This is a genomic window from Streptomyces hyderabadensis (assembly GCF_020404845.1).
Taxonomy (GTDB): Bacteria; Actinomycetota; Actinomycetes; order Streptomycetales; family Streptomycetaceae; genus Streptomyces; species Streptomyces hyderabadensis.
Genome location: NZ_JAIOJZ010000004.1, coordinates 64758 through 85520, shown reverse-complemented (window position 1 = coordinate 85520; position 20763 = coordinate 64758). Strand labels below are relative to the sequence as shown.

22 protein-coding genes are annotated in these 20763 nt (G+C 70.2%); 18 read left to right on the top strand and 4 right to left on the bottom strand.

Features of this window, described 5'->3' with window-relative positions:
- Nucleotides 1–111 precede the first annotated feature (111 nt).
- The 17 genes from rpmE (at nucleotide 112) to K7854_RS05115 (ending at nucleotide 15492) form a co-directional block, all read left to right on the top strand.
- Nucleotides 112–336 (top strand): 50S ribosomal protein L31, encoded by a 225-nt coding sequence (gene rpmE / locus K7854_RS05195; RefSeq protein ID WP_019326867.1) that lies wholly within the window; start codon nucleotides 112–114, stop codon nucleotides 334–336.
- Nucleotides 337–445: 109 nt separating this feature from the next.
- Nucleotides 446–1522: a peptide chain release factor 1 gene (gene prfA, locus K7854_RS05190; RefSeq protein ID WP_030402743.1), complete on the top strand. Its 1077-nt coding sequence runs from the start codon at nucleotides 446–448 to the stop codon at nucleotides 1520–1522.
- Between the two features lie 64 nt (nucleotides 1523–1586).
- Complete coding sequence (gene prmC / locus K7854_RS05185; protein WP_226025152.1) at nucleotides 1587–2432, top strand: peptide chain release factor N(5)-glutamine methyltransferase; 846 nt, start codon at nucleotides 1587–1589, stop codon at nucleotides 2430–2432.
- A gap of 65 nt (nucleotides 2433–2497) precedes the next feature.
- The gene (locus tag K7854_RS05180) at nucleotides 2498–3145 is read left to right on the top strand and encodes an L-threonylcarbamoyladenylate synthase (protein ID WP_226025151.1); all 648 of its coding nucleotides are present in this window, start codon (nucleotides 2498–2500) and stop codon (nucleotides 3143–3145) included.
- Nucleotides 3142–3822: an arsenate reductase/protein-tyrosine-phosphatase family protein gene (locus tag K7854_RS05175; protein ID WP_226025150.1), complete on the top strand. Its 681-nt coding sequence runs from the start codon at nucleotides 3142–3144 to the stop codon at nucleotides 3820–3822. Before K7854_RS05180 ends, K7854_RS05175 begins: the two co-directional genes overlap by 4 nt.
- A gap of 224 nt (nucleotides 3823–4046) precedes the next feature.
- The gene (gene glyA, locus K7854_RS05170; protein WP_226025149.1) at nucleotides 4047–5303 is read left to right on the top strand and encodes a serine hydroxymethyltransferase; all 1257 of its coding nucleotides are present in this window, start codon (nucleotides 4047–4049) and stop codon (nucleotides 5301–5303) included.
- 165 nt (nucleotides 5304–5468) lie between these two features.
- Nucleotides 5469–6773, top strand: coding sequence for an MraY family glycosyltransferase (locus K7854_RS05165; protein WP_226025148.1), 1305 nt, complete (start codon nucleotides 5469–5471; stop codon nucleotides 6771–6773).
- Nucleotides 6774–7046: 273 nt separating this feature from the next.
- Nucleotides 7047–7481 carry a Cg1360 family ATP-synthase-associated protein gene (locus K7854_RS05160; protein WP_226025147.1) on the top strand — a complete coding sequence of 145 codons (435 nt, stop codon included), beginning with the start codon at nucleotides 7047–7049 and terminating at the stop codon, nucleotides 7479–7481.
- A gap of 210 nt (nucleotides 7482–7691) precedes the next feature.
- Nucleotides 7692–8531: a F0F1 ATP synthase subunit A gene (atpB, locus tag K7854_RS05155; RefSeq protein ID WP_226025146.1), complete on the top strand. Its 840-nt coding sequence runs from the start codon at nucleotides 7692–7694 to the stop codon at nucleotides 8529–8531.
- Nucleotides 8532–8603: 72 nt separating this feature from the next.
- A complete protein-coding gene (gene atpE, locus K7854_RS05150; RefSeq protein WP_030545783.1) occupies nucleotides 8604–8828 on the top strand; it encodes an ATP synthase F0 subunit C in 225 nt (74 codons plus the stop codon).
- A 42-nt stretch (nucleotides 8829–8870) separates the two neighbouring features.
- Nucleotides 8871–9431, top strand: a complete 561-nt coding sequence (locus tag K7854_RS05145) for a F0F1 ATP synthase subunit B (protein ID WP_174256484.1) — start codon at nucleotides 8871–8873, stop codon at nucleotides 9429–9431.
- Between the two features lie 5 nt (nucleotides 9432–9436).
- Nucleotides 9437–10252, top strand: a complete 816-nt coding sequence (locus tag K7854_RS05140; RefSeq protein WP_226025145.1) for a F0F1 ATP synthase subunit delta — start codon at nucleotides 9437–9439, stop codon at nucleotides 10250–10252.
- 178 nt (nucleotides 10253–10430) lie between these two features.
- Nucleotides 10431–12020, top strand: coding sequence for a F0F1 ATP synthase subunit alpha (atpA, locus tag K7854_RS05135; RefSeq protein WP_226025144.1), 1590 nt, complete (start codon nucleotides 10431–10433; stop codon nucleotides 12018–12020).
- A gap of 21 nt (nucleotides 12021–12041) precedes the next feature.
- Nucleotides 12042–12959, top strand: a complete 918-nt coding sequence (locus tag K7854_RS05130; RefSeq protein WP_226025143.1) for a F0F1 ATP synthase subunit gamma — start codon at nucleotides 12042–12044, stop codon at nucleotides 12957–12959.
- A complete protein-coding gene (gene atpD / locus K7854_RS05125) occupies nucleotides 12959–14395 on the top strand; it encodes a F0F1 ATP synthase subunit beta (protein WP_226025142.1) in 1437 nt (478 codons plus the stop codon). Before K7854_RS05130 ends, atpD begins: the two co-directional genes overlap by 1 nt.
- Before the next feature lie 131 nt (nucleotides 14396–14526).
- Nucleotides 14527–14901 (top strand): F0F1 ATP synthase subunit epsilon, encoded by a 375-nt coding sequence (locus tag K7854_RS05120; RefSeq protein ID WP_159328442.1) that lies wholly within the window; start codon nucleotides 14527–14529, stop codon nucleotides 14899–14901.
- 141 nt (nucleotides 14902–15042) lie between these two features.
- Entirely contained in the window at nucleotides 15043–15492 is a 450-nt protein-coding gene (locus K7854_RS05115) for a DUF2550 domain-containing protein (protein WP_226025141.1), read from the top strand.
- An 84-nt stretch (nucleotides 15493–15576) separates the two neighbouring features.
- On the opposite strand, the gene K7854_RS05110 is transcribed toward K7854_RS05115, so the two are convergent.
- From K7854_RS05110 to K7854_RS05100, 3 genes are all read right to left on the bottom strand, one after another.
- A complete protein-coding gene (locus tag K7854_RS05110) occupies nucleotides 15577–17403 on the bottom strand; it encodes a glycoside hydrolase family 18 chitinase (RefSeq protein ID WP_226025140.1) in 1827 nt (608 codons plus the stop codon).
- Nucleotides 17404–17550: 147 nt separating this feature from the next.
- A complete protein-coding gene (locus K7854_RS05105) occupies nucleotides 17551–18192 on the bottom strand; it encodes a response regulator (protein WP_226025139.1) in 642 nt (213 codons plus the stop codon).
- The gene (locus K7854_RS05100) at nucleotides 18189–19385 is read right to left on the bottom strand and encodes a sensor histidine kinase (RefSeq protein WP_226025138.1); all 1197 of its coding nucleotides are present in this window, start codon (nucleotides 19383–19385) and stop codon (nucleotides 18189–18191) included. The genes K7854_RS05105 and K7854_RS05100 overlap by 4 nt, the downstream gene beginning before the upstream one ends.
- Nucleotides 19386–19537: 152 nt before the next feature.
- On the opposite strand from K7854_RS05100, the gene K7854_RS05095 reads away from it, so the two are divergent.
- On the top strand, nucleotides 19538–20152 hold the full coding sequence (locus tag K7854_RS05095) for a hypothetical protein (protein ID WP_226025137.1): 615 nt from the start codon (nucleotides 19538–19540) through the stop codon (nucleotides 20150–20152).
- Nucleotides 20153–20189: 37 nt separating this feature from the next.
- Here the strand turns inward: K7854_RS05095 and K7854_RS05090 are convergent, their stop codons facing one another.
- A complete protein-coding gene (locus K7854_RS05090; protein ID WP_226025136.1) occupies nucleotides 20190–20762 on the bottom strand; it encodes a cob(I)yrinic acid a,c-diamide adenosyltransferase in 573 nt (190 codons plus the stop codon).
- Nucleotide 20763: the final 1 nt, after the last annotated feature.

Below are 20763 nucleotides of genomic sequence, written 5' to 3'. Positions count from 1 at the left end.
CCGGTTTTGGGGGATGGCGCCAGTCCTGGCAGACTGGTTCGTCGGCCCCGGTTCACGCCCCCGCATCCCGCGGCGGCGACCCGGCGCCCTCCGAGAACCGTAGGAGACACCTTGAAGCGCGACATCCACCCCGAGTACGTCGAGACGCAGGTCAGCTGCACCTGTGGCGCGTCGTTCACCACCCGCAGCACCATCGAGTCCGGCACCATCCGGGCCGAGGTCTGCTCCGAGTGCCACCCGTTCTACACGGGCAAGCAGAAGATCCTCGACACCGGTGGCCGCGTGGCCCGCTTCGAGGCCCGCTTCGGCAAGGCTGCCGCCGGCTCCAAGAAGTAGCGAGCCCCCAACCGCCGGTCCACGGCCGCATCCCCTCCCCGGGGAGCGCCGGGACCGGCGTTTTTGGTCGCCCGCCTTCCCCTTCCCGAGCAGTAAGCAGGAGCCCAAGATGTTCGAGGCCGTCGAGGAACTCGTCGCCGAGCACGCCGACCTGGAGAAGAAGCTCGCCGACCCGTCGGTCTTCGCCGACCAGGCGAACGCGCGCAAGCTGAACAAGCGGTACGCCGAGCTGACCCCGATCGTCGCCACGTTCCGCTCCTGGAAGCAGACCGGCGACGACATCGAGACCGCCCGTGAGCTGGCCGCCGACGACCCGGACTTCGCCGCCGAGGTCAAGGAGCTGGACAAGCAGCGCGAGGAGCTGACCGAGAAGCTGCGCCTGCTGCTCGTCCCGCGCGACCCCAGCGACGACAAGGACGTGATCCTCGAGATCAAGGCGGGCGCGGGCGGCGACGAGTCGGCGCTCTTCGCCGGCGACCTGCTGCGCATGTACCTGCGCTACGCCGAGCGGGTCGGCTGGAAGACCGAGATCATCGACTCCACCGAGTCCGAGCTGGGCGGCTACAAGGACGTCCAGGTCGCCGTGAAGACCAAGGGCGGCCAGGGCGCCACCGAGCCCGGCCAGGGCGTCTGGGCCCGGCTGAAGTACGAGGGCGGCGTGCACCGCGTGCAGCGGGTGCCGGCCACCGAGTCCCAGGGCCGCATCCACACCTCCGCGGCGGGTGTCCTGGTGACCCCCGAGGCCGAGGAGATCGACGTCGAGATCAACCCCAACGACCTGCGCATCGACGTCTACCGGTCCTCCGGGCCCGGTGGCCAGTCCGTCAACACCACCGACTCCGCCGTGCGCATCACGCACATCCCGACCGGAGTCGTCGCCTCCTGCCAGAACGAGAAGAGCCAGCTGCAGAACAAGGAGCAGGCGATGCGTATCCTGCGCTCCAGGCTGCTCGCGGCGGCGCAGGAGGAGGCGGAGAAGGAGGCCGCGGACGCCCGGCGCAGCCAGGTCCGCACCGTGGACCGCTCCGAGAAGATCCGCACCTACAACTTCCCGGAGAACCGCATCTCGGACCACCGTGTCGGCTTCAAGGCGTACAACCTGGACCAGGTCCTGGACGGCGACCTCGACTCGGTGATCCAGGCCTGCGTCGACGCGGACTCGGCGGCCAAGCTCGCCGCCGCGTAGGCCCCGGCCCCCAGCCGTACCCGCACCCCGTACCGGACGACCAGCTCAGCCCCGGAGGACCAGCGTGAACCTGCTGCTCGCGGAGGTGGCCCAGGCCACCCAGCGGCTGGCCGACGCCGGCGTGCCCTCGCCGCGCACCGACGCGGAGGAGCTCGCCGCGCACCTGCACGGCGTCAAGCGGAGCGAGCTGCACACCGTGCCGGACGCGGACTTCGACGCCCGGTACTGGGAAGTCGTCGCCCGCCGCGAGGCGCGCGAGCCGCTCCAGCACATCACCGGCCGCGCCTACTTCCGCTACCTGGAGCTCCAGGTCGGCCCCGGCGTCTTCGTGCCCCGCCCCGAGACCGAGTCGGTCGTCGGCTGGGCCATAGACGCGGTGCGCGCCATGGACGTCGTCGAGCCCTGCATCGTCGACCTGTGCACCGGCTCGGGAGCCATCGCGCTGGCGCTCGCCCAGGAGGTGCCGCGCTCGCGCGTGCACGCCGTGGAGCTGTCCGAGGACGCCCTCAAGTGGACCCGCAAGAACATGGCCGGGTCCAGGGTCGACCTGCGCCAGGGCGACGCCCTGACCGCCTTCCCGGACCTCGACGGACAGGTCGACCTGGTGGTCTCCAACCCGCCGTACATCCCGCTCACCGAGTGGGAGTACGTCGCCCCCGAGGCCCGCGACCACGATCCCGAGCTGGCCCTGTTCTCCGGCGAGGACGGCCTCGACCTGATCCGCGGCCTGGAGCGCACCGCGCACCGCCTGCTGCGCCCCGGCGGCGTGGTCGTCGTCGAGCACGCCGACACCCAGGGCGGCCAGGTGCCGTGGATCTTCACCGAGGAGCGGGGCTGGGCCGACGCGGCCGACCACCCCGACCTCAACAACCGGCCCAGGTTCGCCACCGCCCGCAAGGCACTGCCGTGAGCGACCCCGTCCCGCCGACTTCGATCCCGCAGATCCCGCAGTACGTGTACGAGGAGGCCCGCTAAATGGCACGGCGATACGACACCAACGACTCGACCGACCGAGTGACCGGTCTGCGCGAGGCCGCGTCCGCCGTCCGCCGTGGCGAGCTGGTGGTGCTGCCCACGGACACCGTGTACGGCATCGGCGCCGACGCCTTCGCTCCGGAGGCCGTCGGTGACCTGCTGGAGGCCAAGGGGCGCGGGCGCACCATGCCCTCCCCGGTCCTCATCGGCTCGCCGAACACCCTGCACGGCCTGGTCACCGACTTCTCCGAGCTGGCCTGGGAGCTGGTCGACGCCTTCTGGCCGGGCGCGCTGACGCTGGTCGCCAAGCACCAGCCGTCGCTGCAGTGGGACCTGGGCGAGACCCGCGGCACGGTCGCGGTGCGGATGCCGCTGCACCCGGTCGCCATCGAGCTGCTGACCGAGGTCGGCCCGATGGCCGTCTCCTCCGCCAACCTGACCGGCCACCCGTCGCCCGAGGACTGCGACGCCGCCCAGCAGATGCTCGGCGACTCCGTCTCCGTCTACCTCGACGGCGGCCCCACCCCCGGCATCGTCCCGTCGTCCATCGTCGACGTCACCCGCGAGGTGCCCGTGCTGCTGCGCGCGGGCGCCCTGTCGGCGGAGGAGCTGCGGAAGGTAGTACCCGACCTCGAGGTGGCGAATTGACGGCCCCTGAGACGGGGCGTGGCATAGGCGCCGGGGAACGCGCGGCGGAGATCACCACCACGTTCGTCGGCCTCCCGCGCGACAGCTTCCGCATCCTCCACGTCAGCACCGGGAACGTCTGCCGCTCGCCCATCACCGAGCGGCTGACCCGGCACGCGGTGCAGGAGCGGCTCGGCGTGCTGGGCGGCGGTCTGATCGTGGAGAGCGCGGGCACCTGGGGCCACGAGGGCGCCCCCATGGAGGCGAACGCCGAGACGGTCCTCACGGACTTCGGCGCCGACCCGGCCGGCTTCACCGGCCGCGAGCTGCTCGACGAGCACGTGATCCGCGCCGACCTGGTGCTCACCGCGACCCGGGACCACCGGGCCCAGGTGATCTCCATGGGCCACTCGGCGGGCCTGCGCACGTTCACCCTGAAGGAGTTCACCCGCCTGGTGAACGCCATCGACCCGGCGACGCTCCCGCCCCTGGAGGACGGCGTCGTCACCCGCGCCCGGGCCCTGGTCCGCGCGGCCGCCGCGCTGCGCGGATGGCTCCTCGCGCCCACGGTCGAGGCGGACGAGGTGTACGACCCCTACGGCGCCCCGCTGACCTTCTTCCGCTCGATCGGCGACGAGATACACCAGGCCCTGGACCCCGTGGTGACGGCGCTGACGGGGGTTCCCGCGCGGGCGTGAGGCGGGGTGGGGCGACATTCCGGGCCGGTGAGCCGGCGGACGGAGTCCGACGCAGCGTCCCGACGCCGGGGAGGCCCCGAGGGCCGGGTGGTGCGAGGGGCGCGTGAGAGCCGGGGTCCCGTGGTGACGGCGCTGACGGGGTTCCCGCGCGGGCGTGAGGCGGGGTGGGGCCCGCGGGCCTACATTGGTCGTACGTCACCGTCGACGCACGCCCGGAGCGCACCATGTCGGTCACCCACGACATCATCGAGGCCGATGACAGCTCGCTCGGCGTCCTGCTGCGCCAGGATCCCGAGCTGGCCGAGATCCTGTTCGCCGAAGGCCGTCGGCAGTCGACGACCCTCCAGCTGATCGCCGCCGAGAACTTCACGTCCCCCGCCGTGCTGGCCGCCCTCGGCTCACCGCTGGCCAACAAGTACGCCGAGGGCTACCCGGGCGCCCGCCACCACGGCGGCTGCGAGATCGTCGACGTCGCCGAGCGCCTGGCCGCGCAGCGGGCCCAGGCGCTGTTCGGCGCCGACCACGCCAACGTGCAGCCGCACTCCGGCTCCTCCGCCGTGCTGGCCGCCTACGCCGCGCTGCTGCGCCCCGGCGACACGGTCCTCGCCCTGGGCCTGCCCTACGGCGGCCACCTCACCCACGGCGCGCCGGGGAACTTCTCCGGCCGCTGGTTCGACTTCGTCGGCTACGGCGTGGACGCGGAGACCGGCCTGATCGACTACGACCAGGTGCGCACCCTGGCCCGCACCCACCGCCCCAAGGCGATCGTCTGCGGGTCCATCGCCTACCCCCGCAACCCCGACTACGCCGCCTTCCGCGCCGTCGCCGACGAGGTGGGCGCCTACCTCGTCGCGGACGCCGCCCACCCGATCGGGCTGGTCGCCGGGGGAGCGGCGCCCAGCCCGGTGCCGTACGCGGACATCGTGTGCGCCACCACGCACAAGGTGCTGCGCGGCCCCCGCGGCGGCTTGCTCCTGTGCGGAAGCGAACTCGCCGAGCGGGTCGACCGGGCCGTCTTCCCGTTCACCCAGGGTGGGGCCCAGATGCACACCATCGCCGCCAAGGCCGTCGCCTTCGGGGAGGCGGCGACCCCCGCCTTCGCCGCCTACGCCCACCAGGTGGTCGCCAACGCCCGGGCGCTCGCGGACCACTTGGCCGCCGAGGGCCTGGTCGTCACCACCGGCGGTACGGACACCCATCTGCTCACCGTCGACCCCACCCCGCTCGGCGTCGACGGGAAGGCCGCACGGGGGCGGCTGGCGGCGGCCGGGATCGTCCTGGACTGCTGCCCGCTGCCGCACGGCGACGCCCGCGGGCTGCGCCTGGGCACCGCGGCGGTGACCACGCAGGGCATGGGGGAGCGGGAGATGCGGGCGGTGGCCACGCTGCTGGCCGGGGTGCTCAGGGGCGACACCGAGCCCGCCGCGGCACGGGACGACGTACGCGACCTGGTCACGCAATTCCCGCCGTATCCGGACTGAGCCGCCACCGGTGTCCGGACCGGGACGGGGTGGGCGGACACGGACGCGGACACCGCTGCACAGCCGCACGTGCAACCATCGTCGCTACCCGGAAGTCCTCATCCATATGCCTGCATGGCTAGGCTGTGAGGCCGGGAATGGCCAGCGAGACCTGTGGGGAAGCCCGTGCGTGAATACCTGCTGACGCTCTGCGTCACGGCCGCGGTGACGTATCTGCTCACCGGGCCGGTACGCAAGTTCGCGATCGTGGCGGGTGCGATGCCCGAGATCCGGGCCCGGGACGTGCACCGGGAACCCACTCCGCGGCTCGGCGGGATCGCCATGTTCTTCGGCCTGTGCGCGGGCCTGCTGGTCGCCGACCACCTGACCAACCTGCACCAGGTCTTCGAGCAGTCCAACGAACCGCGGGCGCTGCTCTCCGGCGCCGCGCTGATCTGGCTGATCGGTGTCCTGGACGACAAGTTCGAGATCGACGCGCTGATCAAGCTGGGCAGCCAGATGATCGCCGCCGGCGTGATGGTGGTGCAGGGACTGACGATCCTGTGGCTGCCCATCCCGACCGTGGGCACCGTGGCCCTCACCCAGTGGCAGGGCACGCTGCTGACGGTGGCGCTGGTCGTGGTGACCATCAACGCGGTCAACTTCGTGGACGGCCTGGACGGTCTCGCGGCCGGCGTGGTGTGCATCGCGGCGGCGGCGTTCTTCATGTACGCCTACCGGATCTGGTACTCGTACGGCATCGAGGCGGCGGCGCCCGCCTCGCTGTTCGCGGCCATCCTGATGGGCATGTGCCTGGGCTTCCTGCCGCACAACATCCATCCCGCGCGGATCTTCATGGGCGACTCGGGCTCGATGCTGATCGGCCTGGTGCTGGCGGCGAGCGCGATCTCCATCACCGGCCAGGTCGACCCGGACAGCCTCTTCGGCGGCTCCGAGCGCAACACCGTGCACCAGATGGTGCCGGTCTACATCCCGCTGCTGATGCCGCTGACCATCATCGCCATCCCGGCCGCCGACCTGATCCTGGCGATCGTGCGCCGCACCTGGCGCGGCCAGTCCCCGTTCGCCGCGGACCGCGGGCACCTGCACCACCGGCTGCTGGAGATCGGGCACTCGCACAGCCGCGCGGTGCTGATCATGTACTTCTTCTCCGCGCTGATCGCGTTCGGCGCGCTCGCCTACTCGGTGAACGCGGCGTCGATGTGGATCGTGCTGGGCGTCGTCTTCCTCAGCGCGATCGGCCTGGTCCTGCTCCTGCTGCCGCGCTTCACCCCGCGCGCCCCCCGCTGGGCCGAGGCCTTCGTGCCGCCGCGCTACCGGCGGCGCCGGGCGGCCGCCGCCACCGAGGCTGCCCAGGAGGCGGCCGGGGCCGCGAACGAGGCCGAGGACGAGGAGCGGGTCCGCGTCACCGTCGGTGTCTCGGGCGTCAACGGCGCGACCGCCGTCGGATCCCGAACACGGGCGAGGTGAGAAATGTGCGAGGGGATAAACGCCCCCATTACCAGACAATTGGCCCCAGTAATTGCACAAACGCGCAGGGTCACTCTCACGTGTGACAGCAAGCACACCCAGAGGTAAAGACCTCATCAAATAGTTTGTGATACGGTTCACGAGTAATCCCGGGGTAGAGCCCAAGGACCGTGGTGCGACGGTCTCTTGAACGTGCGGACAGCGTCCGGCCCGGGGCTACGCTCGTCCATGACGACACCCTGCCCCCTGTGTGTTGAAAGCGGAGTTGCCGCCATGCCGTCCAATGACGTCCGGATCCTGCTTCAGGCCGCCGTGCCCACGGCTGCCGTCGGCGCTGTAGCCGCCGTCGTCAGCGCCGTGGTCGCCGGCGGCAAGGGCGCGGTCGGAGCCGTCGTCGCGACCGTGGTGGCGATGCTCTTCATGGGGATCGGCCTCTACGTGCTGCAGCGCACCGCCAAATCGCTTCCGCACCTTTTCCAGGCGATGGGTCTGATGCTCTACGCGGCGCAGATCCTGCTGCTGTTCGTCTTCCTCGCCGCGTTCAAGAACACGACGCTGTTCAACCCCCGGTCCTTCGCGATCACTCTGGTCGCCGTCACGCTCGCGTGGATCGCCGCGCAGACGCGGGCGCACATGAAGGCCAAGATCCTCTACGTCGAGCCCGATCCGACGGGCGAAAAGCCCGAAAAGACGGGCCACTCGTCGTGAGGGGTAGGGCCGGGATAAAGAGGCATGTGAAGTCCTGCTATCGTCCGGTGCCAACTGCGGCATCGCGGGCGCGGGCATCTTGGCTGACGCCTGCTGAATCGCGAGGCGAGATGCCCCACAGCCGCCCCCACACCCGTAACACCAGTCCCGTGCCGAACAGCGGTTACGCACCGCGCCGACACAACGAGGTTGCCGTACCCATGCGCCACGATGAAGGAGCCCGCGGTGAGTGCTGACCCGACGCAGGTGCTCGCCTTCGAGACCGACTGCCACATCTTCGACGGTTGTGGCTTCCCGGCTCCCGGCCTGCACTCGTTCCTCTTCGAGCCGCTCTGGGGCGACGCAGACGGCAACGGCATGTACTTCAACAAGCCGATGCTGCTCGCCCTGCTCGGCTCGATCATCATCGTGGGCTTCTTCTGGGCCGCCTTCAACAAGCCGAAGGTTGTCCCGGGCAAGCTCCAGATGGTCGCCGAGGCCGGCTACGACTTCATCCGCCGCGGCGTGGTGTACGAGACGATCGGCAAGAAGGAAGGCGAGAAGTACGTCCCGCTCGTCGTGACGCTCTTCTTCTTCATCTGGATGATGAACCTCTGGTCGATCATCCCGGTCGCCCAGTTCCCGGTGACGTCGATCATCGCCTACCCCGCGGGCATGGCCGCGATCGTCTACATCCTGTGGGTCTCGCTGACCTTCAAGCGCCACGGCTTCGTCGGCTTCTTCAAGAACGTCACGGGCTACGACAAGTCGCTCGGCCCGGTGCTGCCGCTGGCGATGACGATCGAGTTCTTCTCGAACCTGATCGTCCGCCCCTTCACCCACGCCGTCCGGCTCTTCGCGAACATGTTCGCGGGCCACACGCTGCTGCTCCTCTTCACGATCGCCAGCTGGTACCTGCTGAACGGCATCGGCATCGCCTACGCGGGCGTCTCGTTCGTGATGACGATCATCATGACGGCCTTCGAGCTCTTCATCCAGGCCGTGCAGGCTTACGTGTTCGTGCTGCTGACCTGCACCTACATCCAGGGCGCGCTCGCCGAGCACCACTGAGTCGTCCCGCATCACACCCCAGCCGTCCGGTGGCCAACCCCCACCGGTCCGTAAAGAGAAGGAAGAACTGGCATGTCCCAGACCCTTGCTGCCGTCGAAGGTTCGCTCAGCTCCGTCGGTTACGGCCTGGCGGCCATTGGCCCCGGCGTCGGCGTCGGCATCATCTTCGGCAACGGCACCCAGGCCCTCGCCCGCCAGCCCGAGGCGGCCGGTCTGATCCGCGCCAACCAGATCCTGGGCTTCGCGTTCTGTGAGGCGCTCGCCCTCATCGGTCTCGTCATGCCGTTCGTCTACTAAGACGAGCACTGACGACCGACCCTTTCGACGAAAGGCACTGATGTGAACTCCGCCCTGGTTTTCCTGGCGGCTGAGGGTGAGAAGGAGAATCCCCTCATTCCGCCGTGGCCGGAAGTTGTCATCGGCCTCATCGCTTTCGTCATCGTCTTCGGCTTCCTCGCCAAGAAGCTCCTCCCGAACATCAACAAGGTTCTGGAAGAGCGTCGCGAGGCCATCGAGGGCGGTATCGAGAAGGCCGAGGCCGCGCAGACCGAGGCCCAGAGCGTCCTTGAGCAGTACAAGGCCCAGCTCGCCGAGGCCCGGCACGAGGCCGCGCGACTGCGTCAGGAGGCGCAGGAGCAGGGCGCCACGCTCATCGCCGAGATGCGCGCGGAAGGCCAGCGGCAGCGTGAGGAGATCATCGCCGCCGGTCACGCCCAGATCCAGGCCGACCGCAAGGCCGCCGCGTCCGCGCTGCGCCAGGACGTCGGCAAGCTGGCCACCGAGCTGGCCGGCAAGCTGGTCGGCGAGTCCCTCGAGGACCACGCCCGCCAGAGCCGTGTGATCGACCGCTTCCTGGATGAGCTGGACGACAAGGCGACGACGGCAGAGGCAACCCGATGAGTGGGATGCACGGAGCGAGCCGCGAGGCTCTGGCCGCCGCGCGTGAGCGTCTCGACGCGCTGACGGACTCCACGTCTGTCGACGCCGGCTCGCTCGCCGACGAGCTGGCCGCCGTCACCGCGCTGCTCCACCGCGAGGTGTCGCTGCGTCGGGTCCTGACCGACCCGGCGCAGTCCGGCGAGGCCAAGGCCGAGCTGGCCCAGCGTCTCCTCGGCACCCAGGTCAGCGGCCAGACCCTCGACCTGGTGGCCGGCCTGGTGCGCAGCCGCTGGTCGCAGTCCCGCGACCTGGTGGACGCGCTGGAGGAGCTGGCGAACACCGCCGACCTCACCGCCGCCCAGAAGCGGAGCCGGCTCGACAACGTCGAGGACGAGCTGTTCCGGTTCGGCCGGATCGTCTCCTCCAGCACCGAGCTGCGCGCCGCGCTCACCAGCCGGTCGGCCAGCACCGCGGCCAAGGGCGAGCTGCTGCGCGAACTGCTCGGCGGCCGGGCGGAGCGGACCACCGAGCGTCTGGTGACGCGCCTTGTCACCGCGCCGCGGGGACGTAGCCTGGAGTCGGGACTGGAGTCCCTGTCCAAGCTCGCCGCCGACCGGCGCGACCGGATGGTCGCCGTGGTCACCTCGGCGGTGCCGCTGAGCGACACGCAGAAGCAGCGCCTCGGCGCGGCCCTCGCGAAGGTCTACGGCCGTCCGATGCACCTCAACCTCGACGTGGACCCCGAGGTCCTCGGCGGGATCCGGGTGCAGGTCGGTGACGAGGTCATCAACGGCTCCATCGCGGACCGCCTGGAGGACGCCGGCCGCCGGCTGGCGAGCTGACGCTCCCGCGACGGCGATCGCGACAACAGCACAGCAGTAACAGAGCAGTAGCAGTACGTACTTACGACGGCCCTGGTTGGGCCGTGCAGAGGATTCACCTCTCATTGGGGGGAGTCCCGACTCGTGGAATACCCCCCAAGTGAAACTTCGGGCCCAACAAGGAGAGCAGGGAACTCAGATGGCGGAGCTCACGATCCGGCCGGAGGAGATCCGGGACGCACTGGAGAACTTCGTCCAGTCGTACAAGCCGGACGCGGCCTCGCGCGAGGAGGTCGGTACGGTCACCCTTGCCGGCGACGGCATCGCGAAGGTCGAGGGCCTGCCCTCGGCCATGGCCAACGAACTGCTGAAGTTCGAGGACGGCACCCTCGGCCTCGCCCTCAACCTCGAGGAGCGCGAGATCGGTGCCATCGTCCTCGGTGAGTTCAGCGGCATCGAGGAGGGGCAGCCGGTCTCGCGTACCGGTGAGGTCCTCTCCGTGGCCGTCGGCGAGGGCTACCTCGGCCGCGTCGTCGACCCCCTCGGCAACCCGATCGACGGCCTCGGCGAGATCGAGACGTCCGGTCGCCGCGCCCTCGAACTGCAGGCCCCCACGGTCATGCAGCGCAAGTCGGTGCACGAGCCGATGGAGACGGGCTACAAGGCCGTCGACGCCATGACCCCGATCGGCCGCGGCCAGCGCCAGCTGATCATCGGCGACCGCCAGACCGGCAAGACCGCCCTGGCCGTCGACACGATCATCAACCAGCGCGACAACTGGCGCACCGGCGACCCGAACAAGCAGGTCCGCTGCATCTACGTCGCCATCGGCCAGAAGGGCTCCACCATCGCGTCCGTGCGCGGCGCGCTGGAGGAGAACGGCGCGCTGGAGTACACGACCATCGTGGCCGCCCCGGCGTCCGACCCGGCCGGCTTCAAGTACCTGGCGCCGTACACCGGCTCGGCCATCGGCCAGCAGTGGATGTACGAGGGCAAGCACGTCCTGATCATCTTCGACGACCTGTCGAAGCAGGCCGACGCCTACCGCGCCGTGTCGCTGCTGCTGCGCCGCCCGCCGGGCCGTGAGGCCTACCCGGGTGACGTCTTCTACCTGCACTCCCGTCTGCTGGAGCGCTGCGCGAAGCTCTCCGACGCCGAGGGCGCGGGCTCGATGACCGGTCTGCCGATCGTCGAGACCAAGGCCAACGACGTGTCGGCGTTCATCCCGACCAACGTCATCTCCATCACCGACGGCCAGTGCTTCCTGGAGTCCGACCTGTTCAACGCCGGTCAGCGCCCGGCCCTGAACGTCGGTATCTCGGTCTCCCGCGTCGGTGGCTCCGCCCAGCACAAGGCCATGAAGCAGGTCTCCGGCCGGCTCCGCGTGGACCTCGCCCAGTTCCGTGAGCTGGAGGCGTTCGCCGCCTTCGGTTCCGACCTGGACGCCGCGTCGAAGTCGCAGCTGGAGCGCGGTCAGCGGATGGTCGAGCTGCTGAAGCAGGACCAGTACCAGCCGATGGCCACCGAGGACCAGGTCGTCTCCGTCTGGGCCGGCACCACCGGCAAGATGGACGAGGTGCCGGTCGGCGACATCCGCCGCTTCGAGAAGGAGCTGCTGGAGTACCTGCACCGCCAGGAGCAGGGCCTCATGACCTCCATCCGCGAGGGCGGCAAGATGTCCGACGACACCCTGCAGGCCGTGGCCGACGCCATCGCGGCGTTCAAGAAGCAGTTCGAGACCTCGGACGGCAAGCTGCTCGGCGAGGACGCCCCGTCCGTCGCCAAGTGACGTAAGGAAGGGACCTGACTCATGGGAGCCCAGCTCCGGGTCTACAAGCGTCGCATCCGATCCGTCACCGCGACCAAGAAGATCACCAAGGCGATGGAGATGATCGCCGCCTCGCGCGTCGTCAAGGCGCAGCGCAAGGTGGCGGCCTCCACGCCGTACGCGCGGGAGCTCACCCGCGCGGTCACGGCGGTCGGGACCGGGTCGAACACGAAGCACCCGCTCACCACGGAGGCGGACAGCCCGAGCCGTGCCGCGGTCCTGCTCCTCACGAGCGACCGCGGTCTGGCCGGCGCCTTCAACTCCAACGCCATCAAGGCGGCGGAGCAGCTGACCGAGCGCCTCGAGCGTGCGGGCCGCCAGGTCGACACGTACATCGTCGGCCGGCGCGGTCTGGCCCACTACAACTTCCGCGAGCGCAAGGTCGCGGAGTCGTTCGCGGGCTTCACCGACGAGCCGACGTACGCGGACGCCAAGAAGGTCGCGGCGCCGCTGATCGAGGCCATCGAGAAGGACACGGCCGAGGGCGGCGTGGACGAGCTCCACATCGTCTACACCGAGTTCGTCTCGATGATGACGCAGACGGCGGTCGACTCCCGGCTGCTGCCGCTGAGCCTCGAAGAGGTCGCGCAGGAGTCGACGACGAAGGACGAGATCCTTCCGCTGTACGACTTCGAGCCGTCGGCGGAGGACGTCCTCGACGCCCTGCTGCCGCGCTACGTCGAAAGCCGCATCTACAACGCTCTGCTGCAGTCGGCTGCCTCCAAGCACGCCGCCACCCGGCGCGCGATGAAGTCGGCCACCGACAACGCGGGCGAGCTGATCAACACGCTCTCCCGTCTTGCCAACGCGGCCCGCCAGGCCGAAATCACCCAGGAAATCAGCGAGATCGTCGGTGGCGCCAGTGCCCTGGCCGACGCGAACGCGGGGAGTGACAACTAATGACCACCACTGTTGAGACCGCGACGGCCACGGGCCGTGTCGCCCGGGTCATCGGCCCGGTCGTCGACGTGGAGTTCCCCGTCGACGCGATGCCGGACATCTACAACGCACTGCACGTCGAGGTCGCCGACCCGGCCAAGGAGGGTGAGCTCAAGACGCTGACCCTGGAGGTCGCCCAGCACCTCGGCGACGGCCTGGTCCGCGCCATCTCCATGCAGCCCACCGACGGCCTGGTCCGCCAGGCCCCGGTGACCGACACGGGCGCGGCCATCTCCGTCCCGGTCGGCGACTTCACCAAGGGCAAGGTGTTCAACACCCTCGGCGAGGTCCTCAACGTCGACGAGCAGTACGACGGCGAGCGCTGGCCGATCCACCGCAAGGCCCCGAACTTCGACGAGCTCGAGTCGAAGACCGAGATGTTCGAGACCGGCATCAAGGTCATCGACCTGCTGACCCCGTACGTCAAGGGCGGCAAGATCGGTCTGTTCGGCGGCGCCGGCGTCGGCAAGACGGTGCTCATCCAGGAGATGATCTACCGCGTCGCCAACAACCACGACGGTGTGTCGGTGTTCGCCGGTGTCGGTGAGCGCACCCGTGAGGGCAACGACCTCATCGACGAGATGAGCGAGTCGGGCGTCATCGACAAGACCGCGCTCGTCTTCGGTCAGATGGACGAGCCGCCGGGCACCCGTCTGCGCGTCGCGCTGGCCGGCCTGACCATGGCCGAGTACTTCCGCGACGTCCAGAAGCAGGACGTGCTGTTCTTCATCGACAACATCTTCCGCTTCACCCAGGCGGGCTCCGAGGTGTCGACCCTGCTCGGCCGCATGCCCTCCGCGGTGGGCTACCAGCCGAACCTGGCCGACGAGATGGGTCTCCTCCAGGAGCGCATCACCTCGACCCGTGGTCACTCGATCACCTCGATGCAGGCGATCTACGTCCCCGCGGACGACCTGACCGACCCGGCCCCGGCCACCACCTTCGCCCACCTCGACGCGACGACGGTGCTCTCCCGTCCGATCTCCGAGAAGGGCATCTACCCGGCCGTGGACCCGCTGGACTCGACGTCCCGCATCCTCGACCCGCGGTACATCGCGGCGGACCACTACCAGGCCGCGATGCGCGTGAAGAACATCCTGCAGAAGTACAAGGACCTGCAGGACATCATCGCGATCCTCGGTATCGACGAGCTGGGCGAGGAGGACAAGCTCGTCGTCCACCGCGCCCGTCGCGTGGAGCGCTTCCTCTCCCAGAACACCCACGTCGCCAAGCAGTTCACCGGCGTCGACGGGTCGGACGTCCCGCTGGACGAGTCGATCGCGGCCTTCAACGCGATCTGCGACGGCGAGTACGACCACTTCCCGGAGCAGGCGTTCTTCATGTGCGGTGGCATCGAGGACCTGAAGAACAACGCCAAGGAGCTGGGCGTCTCCTGAGCCCCGGCTCGCGGTGAGCCGCACGGTTCACCACCCGGAGGGGGCGGGCGCGTCCCGTCCCCTCCGGCACGCCCCTTAGACTTGTAACCAACACCCGGCTCTCCCGCCGGGTGGTGACCCGAGGAGCCACCTTGGCTGCTGAGCTGCACGTCGCGCTGGTCGCGGCCGACCGAGAGGTCTGGTCCGGCGAGGCCACCCTGGTCGTCGCGCGCACCACGTCCGGCGACATCGGCGTCATGCCCGGTCACCAGCCGCTGCTCGGTGTGCTGGAGTCGGGCCCGGTGACCATTCGTACGAGTGACGGCGGGACGGTCGTCGCCGCGGTGCACGGCGGTTTCATCTCGTTCGCCGACAACAAGCTGTCGCTGCTGGCCGAGGTCGCCGAGCTGTCGGACGAGATCGACGTCCACCGCGCCGAGCGGAAGCTCGAACAGGCGAAGGCGGAGGGCGACGCCCACGCCGAGCGCCGCGCGGACGTCCGACTGCGCGCGGCGGCGGGACGCTGATCCACAGCACAGTGCGATAGCGTCGTGCCATGACGTCACTCAGCCGCGGCTGGGACCGGAGCCATCCGGACCCGGCCGCGGCTGAGGCAGATCCGGGTGTTTTTCCGTTCCGTTACCTAGGAGACGAGGAGGTCGGTGTCGATGGCCCTCGCTCTGACTGTGTGCGGAATCGTGGTGGCCCTGGTGGTGATCGGGCTCTTCGTCTTCGGTCTGCGCCGGCGGCTGATCCAGCGCTCGGGCGGCACCTTCGACTGCTCCCTGCGCTGGGACGCCCCCAAGGAGGGCGACACCACCGACGGCAAGGGCTGGGCCTACGGGGTGGCCCGCTACAACGGCGACCGGGTCGAGTGGTACCGCGTCTTCTCGTACTCCCCCCGCCCGCGCCGCGTGCTCGAACGCTCCGCGATCGAGGTGGCCGGCCGCCGGGTGCCGGACGGGGAGGAGGAGCTGGCGTTGCTCTCCGACGCCGTGGTCCTGGCCTGCCTGCACCGGGGCACACGGCTCGAACTGGCGATGAGCGAAGACGCGCTGACCGGATTCCTCGCGTGGCTGGAAGCAGCCCCGCCCGGACAGCGAGTGAATGTGGCGTAGCCACATTCACTCGCTGGTTGGGGGTCCCCCCGGACGAAGTCTGGGGGAGCGTCAATGTCGCTTAGGGCCTGTGGCCCTTGATATCTACTTCAGGCCGCTGTCGATGGCGCTCACCAGTTCGCCGTTCGTGGTGTCGCCGCTGAACTCCCAGAAGAAGGCGCCGCCGAGGCCCTGCTGCTCCGCCCAGTCCATCTTGGACTTGATGGTGGCCGGGGTGTCGTAGGACCACCAGTTGGAGCCGCAGTGGGCGTAGGCGGTGCCGGCGACGGTGCCGGTGGCCGGGCAGCTGTTCTTGAGGACCTTGTAGTCCTCGATGCCCGCCTCGTAGGTGCCGGTCGCCGGGCCGGTGGCGGTGCCGCCGGGCGCGGACTGCGTGACGCCGGTCCAGCCGCGGCCGTAGAAGCCGATGCCGATCAGCAGCTTGTCGGCCGGGACGCCCTTGGACTTGAACTTCGCCATCGCGTCGGCGGTGTTGAAGCCCTGCTGCGGGATGCCGTCGTACGCGGTCAGCGGCGAGTGCGGAGCGGTCGGGCCGTTCTTCGCCCAGGCGCCGAAGAAGTCGTACGTCATCACGTTGTACCAGTCGATGTACTTCGAGGCCTCGCCGTAGTCGGCGGCGTCGATCTTGCCGCCGTCCGAGCCGTCGGCGGTGACGGCCGCGGTGATCAGGTAGTCCTGGCCGAACTCGGCGCGCATGGCCTTCATCATGGTGCTGAAGGCGTTCGGGGCGCTGGTCTCGTCACAGCTGAGACCGCAGGCGTTCGGGTACTCCCAGTCCAGGTCGATCCCGTCGAAGACGTCGGCCCAGCGCGGGTCCTCGACCAGGTCGTGGCAGGACTTCGCGAACGCGGCCGCGTTCTTCACGGCGTCCGGGAAGCCGCCGGACCAGGTCCAGCCGCCGAAGGAGTAGAGGATCTTGATGTTCGGGTACTTGGCCTTCAGCTTGCGCAGCTGGTTGAAGTTGCCGCGCAGCGGCTGGTCCCAGGTGTCGGCAACGCCGTCGACGGACTGGTCGGCGGTGTACGCCTTGTCGTAGTCGGCGTAGGCGTCGCCGATGGTGCACTTGCCGCCCTGGACGTTGCCGAAGGCGTAGTTGATGTGCGTGATCTTGTCGGCGGAGCCGGAGGTGACCAGGTTCTTCACGTGGTAGTTGCGCCCGTAGACGCCCCAGTTGGTGAAGTAGCCCATCTTGACCTCGTCACCGGTGCCGGGGTTGCCGCCGTCCCCGCCGGTCGTGGTGACCTTCACGGAACCGCTGGCCGGGCCGGTCTGGTCGCCGGTGTCGCGGGCCTTGACGCTGTACGAGTAGGCGGTGCCCTTGGTCAGCCCGGTGTCGGTGTAGGTGGTGCCGGTGACGGTGGCGACCTTCGCGCCGTCCCGCAGGACGTCGTAGTTCTTGATGCCCTTGTCGTCGGTGGCCGCCGACCAGGACAGCTTCACCGAGGTGTCGGTGATGTCGGAGGCGGTGGGCGTGCCGGGCGCGGAGGGGGCCTCGTCGCCGGGGACGGAGGTGCCGTCGCAGCTGCCGCCGTTGAGCTTGCAGTTGGACGGGGAACCGGGGCCGCTGCCGTTGAAGCCGAAGGAGACCGAGGCGCCGGGGGCGAGCGTCCCGTTCCAGCCGACGTTCTTGGCGGTCCAGTGGTCGGCGGAGTTGGTGACGGTGGCGTCCCAGGCGGAGGTGACCTTGGTGCCGGAGGGGAAGTCCCACTCGACGGTCCAGGAGCTGAGGGAGGTGGTGCCGGTGTTCTTCACCGTCCACTTGCCGCCGAAGCCCGTGCCCCAGTCCGAGGTCTTCTCGAAGGTGGCCGTCGCGCTCGCGGCGGCCTGGGCCGGGCTCGCGAGGCCGACCAGGCCGGCGAGGGGAAGCGCCAGGGTCGCTGCGAGTGCCGCGGCTTTGTGTCTGAAGCGCATGTGCGCCTCCTTATATGGGGATGTTGTCGAGGGCATGACTGAGCCTCATGCCCGCAGTGCGGCGAGAATAGAAAGGTCTGGACCATAGGTCAATAGGTCTGGACCAATGTGGTGAGCAGTGGTTGAGCCGGTACTGGAGAGGGGAAACTAGATCCCCAACTCCTGCGCCAGCACCGCCGCTTGCACCCTGCTGCGCAGCCCCAGCTTGCCCAGCAGCCGGCTGACGTGCGTCTTCACCGTGGCCTCCGCCATGTCGAGACGCTCCGCGACCGCGGCGTTGGACAGCCCCTCGCCGAGACAGGACAGCACCTCGCGCTCACGCCGGGTCAGGTCCCGCAGTACCGCCGGGTCCGCGGTCGGCTCCCGCACCGGCTTCGCGGCGAACTCGGCGATCAGCCGCCGGGTGACCGCCGGGGCCACGATGCCCTCGCCGCCCGCCACCGTGCGCACGGCCGCGATCAGGTCCTTGGCGTCGGTGTTCTTCAGCAGGAACCCGGCGGCCCCCGCCCGCAGCGCCCCGAAGACGTACTCGTCCAGGTCGAAGGTGGTCAGCACCAGGACGTCGGCGAGCTGCTCCCCGACCACGATCCGGGTCGCCGACACGCCGTCCAGGCGCGGCATCTGCACGTCCATCAGCACCAGGTCGGGACGCAGCTCCCGGGCCAGCGCCACCGCCTGCTCGCCGTCCGCGGCCTCCCCGACCACCTCGATGTCCGGCGCGCTGCCCAGGATCAGCACCAGCCCCGCGCGCACGGCGGACTGGTCCTCGGCGACGAGGACGCGGATCATGCGAGGTCTCCTTCGGTCAGGGGCAGCGCGGCGCGCACGGCCCAGATCTTGCCGCCCACCGGGCCGGGGTCCGCCACCGCCCCGGCCTCGAACGTGCCGTGCAGCAGCGCGGCCCGCTCCCGCATCCCGACCAGACCGGCGCCGGAACCGGGGGCGCGCGGGGTGTCCCGGTCGCCGCAGGGGCTGGTCACCTCGACCCGCAGGGCGTCGTCGTGCCGGTCGAGCCGGACCCGGACGGTGCCCGGCGAGGCGTGCTTGAGCGCGTTGGTGAGCGACTCCTGCACGATCCGGTACGCGGCCAGCTCGACCGGCGCCGGCAGGTGGTCGCCGGGGTCGGCGTCGAGGGTGACGTCGAGGCCGTTGGCGCGGGCGCCGTCGACCAGTGCGCCGAGCCCGTCCAGGGTGGGGGCGGGGGCCGGTTCCGTGTCCCCGCCGCTGTCCCGCAGGATGCCGATCAGGCGGCGCATCTCGGCCAGTCCCTCGACGCTGTTCTCCCGGATCACCCCGAGCGCCTGTCGGGTGGTCGCCGCGTCGTCCAGGGAGAGCGCGGCCGTGGAGTGGATGGCGATCGCGGAGAGGTGGTTGGCGACCATGTCGTGCAGCTCGCGGGCCATCCGGGAGCGCTCCGCCGTCACCGCCTGGACCCGGTCCATCTCGGCGAGCAGCGCGGTCTGCTCGGCCCGCAGCAGGGCGGCGTCGGCGGCCTCCCGGTGGTTGCGGACGATGAGCCCCGTGGAGGCCGGCGCGAAGGACACGATGCCGACGGCGACGCCGACGAGCAGCGCCTCGGGCACCCGCCACAGCGCGAACGGCACGACGGTGCCGGCCACGGTGAGCAGCCCGGTGATCCACGGGATGCGGCGGGCCGAGGCGGGCGGACCGTAGAGCACGGCGGCGTACATCAGGTCGGTGTACATGATCACCGTGACCAGGCTGCCCTGGGTGAGCGTGTCCGCGATCAGCGCGGCGGTGCCGATCAGCAGCCCGGTGCGCGGTGCCGCCCGGCGCAGCAGCTCGCAGCCCGCCATGACGGCGAGCGGGACCAGCAGCGGCCAGCGGCCGTCGAACAGCACGATCGGCTCGTCGGCCGGCCGTACGCCCAGGCCGATGCCCCACAGCAGCAGCCCGCCCAGCAGTCCGGCCGACGCGGCGTACGCGTCGAAGCGGCGCGGGCGGGGGAGTCGTGCGGCCATGCCACCATCCAACACGGCCCGCGCCCCGCCCGCCTGATCCCCGGGAAGGGTCCGGCACTGCATCTTTCGATGTACCGGAGGTTCGTCACCGCCGACGACGACCACGGCGGATTCCGACGGGAGCCTGGAAGGGTGAACGAAGGGAGTGCGTCGTGGTCGTCGCGTTGATCATCGCCTGCGAGGTCGGCTTCTGGGTGCTGCTGGCCCTCGGCCTGGGCGCCCGCTACCTGCTGAAGTGGCGGCGCACCAGCGTGTTCCTGCTGCTGTGCGAGCCGGTGCTGGAACTGGTCCTGTTCGCCGTGACGGCGTGGGACCTGAAGAACGGCGCCGAACCCGGCTGGGAGCACGGTCTGGCCGCGCTGTACATCGGCTACACCGTCGCCTACGGCCACTACACGATCCGCTGGCTCGACGGCCACGCCGCCCACCGCCTGGCCGGCGGCCCGCCGCCGGTCAAACCCCCGCGCTACGGCATGCCCCGGGCGCGGCACGAGGGCCGGCTGTGGCTGCGCACGCTGCTGGGCGCCGCGGTGGCCTGCGCGCTGCTCCAGGGCGCGGTCTGGTACGTCGGCGACGAGGGCGACGTCTCGTCGCTGCGCTCCTTCCAGTGGACGGCCCTGCGCGTCGTCGGCATCCACGGCCTGATCGCCCTGACGTACCTGATCTGGCCGAAGAGGGGCCCGGCGGGCATGTCGGTGACAGAGGCAGGGGAGGGCGCCCCCGAAGGGGCGCGGGGAACTGCGCGATCAGCCACGACGAGGCGGTAGGCGACCGACGGCCGTCACGCCCCTCCTCGCGGAGCGCTCAGCGTTCCCCGCCCGGCACCCACAGCACGTCGCCGACCTCCTTGTTGGCCACCCGGGCCAGGATGAACAGGAGGTCGGAGAGGCGGTTGAGGTAGGTCGCGGTGAGCGGGTTCATCGTCTCGCCGTGGACCTCCAGCGCCGCCCACGTGGAGCGCTCCGCCCGCCGGACCACCGTGCACGCCTGGTGCAGCAGGGCCGCGCCGGGGGTGCCGCCGGGGAGGATGAAGGAGCGGAGCTTGTCCACCTCGGCCAGGTAGCGGTCGCAGTCCGCCTCCAGCTTGTCGATGTAGAACTGCTCGACCCGCAGGGGCGGGTACTCCGGGTTCTCCACCACCGGCGTCGACAGGTCCGCGCCCACGTCGAACAGGTCGTTCTGGACGCGGACGAGGACCTTGACGACCTCCTCGGACAGGCCGCCCAGCGCGATGGCGGTACCGATCACCGCGTTCGCCTCGTTGGCGTCGGCGTACGCGGAGATCCTCAGGTCGGTCTTGGGGACCCGGCTCATGTCGCCGAGGGCGGTGGTGCCCTGGTCGCCGGTCCGGGTGTAGATGCGCGTCAGGTTGACCATG

What these genes read in the sequence shown, in the direction of transcription:
- K7854_RS05100 (WP_226025138.1), bottom strand. Translation starts at nt 19,385, where the DNA reads ATGGCCGCACGACTCCCCCGCCCGCGCCGCTTCGACGCGTACGCCGCG.
- K7854_RS05115 (WP_226025141.1), top strand. Translation starts at nt 15,043, where the DNA reads ATGGCCCTCGCTCTGACTGTGTGCGGAATCGTGGTGGCCCTGGTGGTG.
- K7854_RS05105 (WP_226025139.1), bottom strand. Translation starts at nt 18,192, where the DNA reads ATGATCCGCGTCCTCGTCGCCGAGGACCAGTCCGCCGTGCGCGCGGGG.
- K7854_RS05140 (WP_226025145.1), top strand. Translation starts at nt 9,437, where the DNA reads ATGCACGGAGCGAGCCGCGAGGCTCTGGCCGCCGCGCGTGAGCGTCTC.
- atpB (WP_226025146.1), top strand. Translation starts at nt 7,692, where the DNA reads ATGAAGGAGCCCGCGGTGAGTGCTGACCCGACGCAGGTGCTCGCCTTC.
- K7854_RS05130 (WP_226025143.1), top strand. Translation starts at nt 12,042, where the DNA reads ATGGGAGCCCAGCTCCGGGTCTACAAGCGTCGCATCCGATCCGTCACC.
- K7854_RS05090 (WP_226025136.1), bottom strand. Translation starts at nt 20,762, where the DNA reads ATGGTCAACCTGACGCGCATCTACACCCGGACCGGCGACCAGGGCACC.
- K7854_RS05180 (WP_226025151.1), top strand. Translation starts at nt 2,498, where the DNA reads ATGGCACGGCGATACGACACCAACGACTCGACCGACCGAGTGACCGGT.
- glyA (WP_226025149.1), top strand. Translation starts at nt 4,047, where the DNA reads ATGTCGGTCACCCACGACATCATCGAGGCCGATGACAGCTCGCTCGGC.
- prfA (WP_030402743.1), top strand. Translation starts at nt 446, where the DNA reads ATGTTCGAGGCCGTCGAGGAACTCGTCGCCGAGCACGCCGACCTGGAG.
- K7854_RS05160 (WP_226025147.1), top strand. Translation starts at nt 7,047, where the DNA reads ATGCCGTCCAATGACGTCCGGATCCTGCTTCAGGCCGCCGTGCCCACG.
- K7854_RS05110 (WP_226025140.1), bottom strand. Translation starts at nt 17,403, where the DNA reads ATGCGCTTCAGACACAAAGCCGCGGCACTCGCAGCGACCCTGGCGCTT.
- atpA (WP_226025144.1), top strand. Translation starts at nt 10,431, where the DNA reads ATGGCGGAGCTCACGATCCGGCCGGAGGAGATCCGGGACGCACTGGAG.
- atpD (WP_226025142.1), top strand. Translation starts at nt 12,959, where the DNA reads ATGACCACCACTGTTGAGACCGCGACGGCCACGGGCCGTGTCGCCCGG.
- atpE (WP_030545783.1), top strand. Translation starts at nt 8,604, where the DNA reads ATGTCCCAGACCCTTGCTGCCGTCGAAGGTTCGCTCAGCTCCGTCGGT.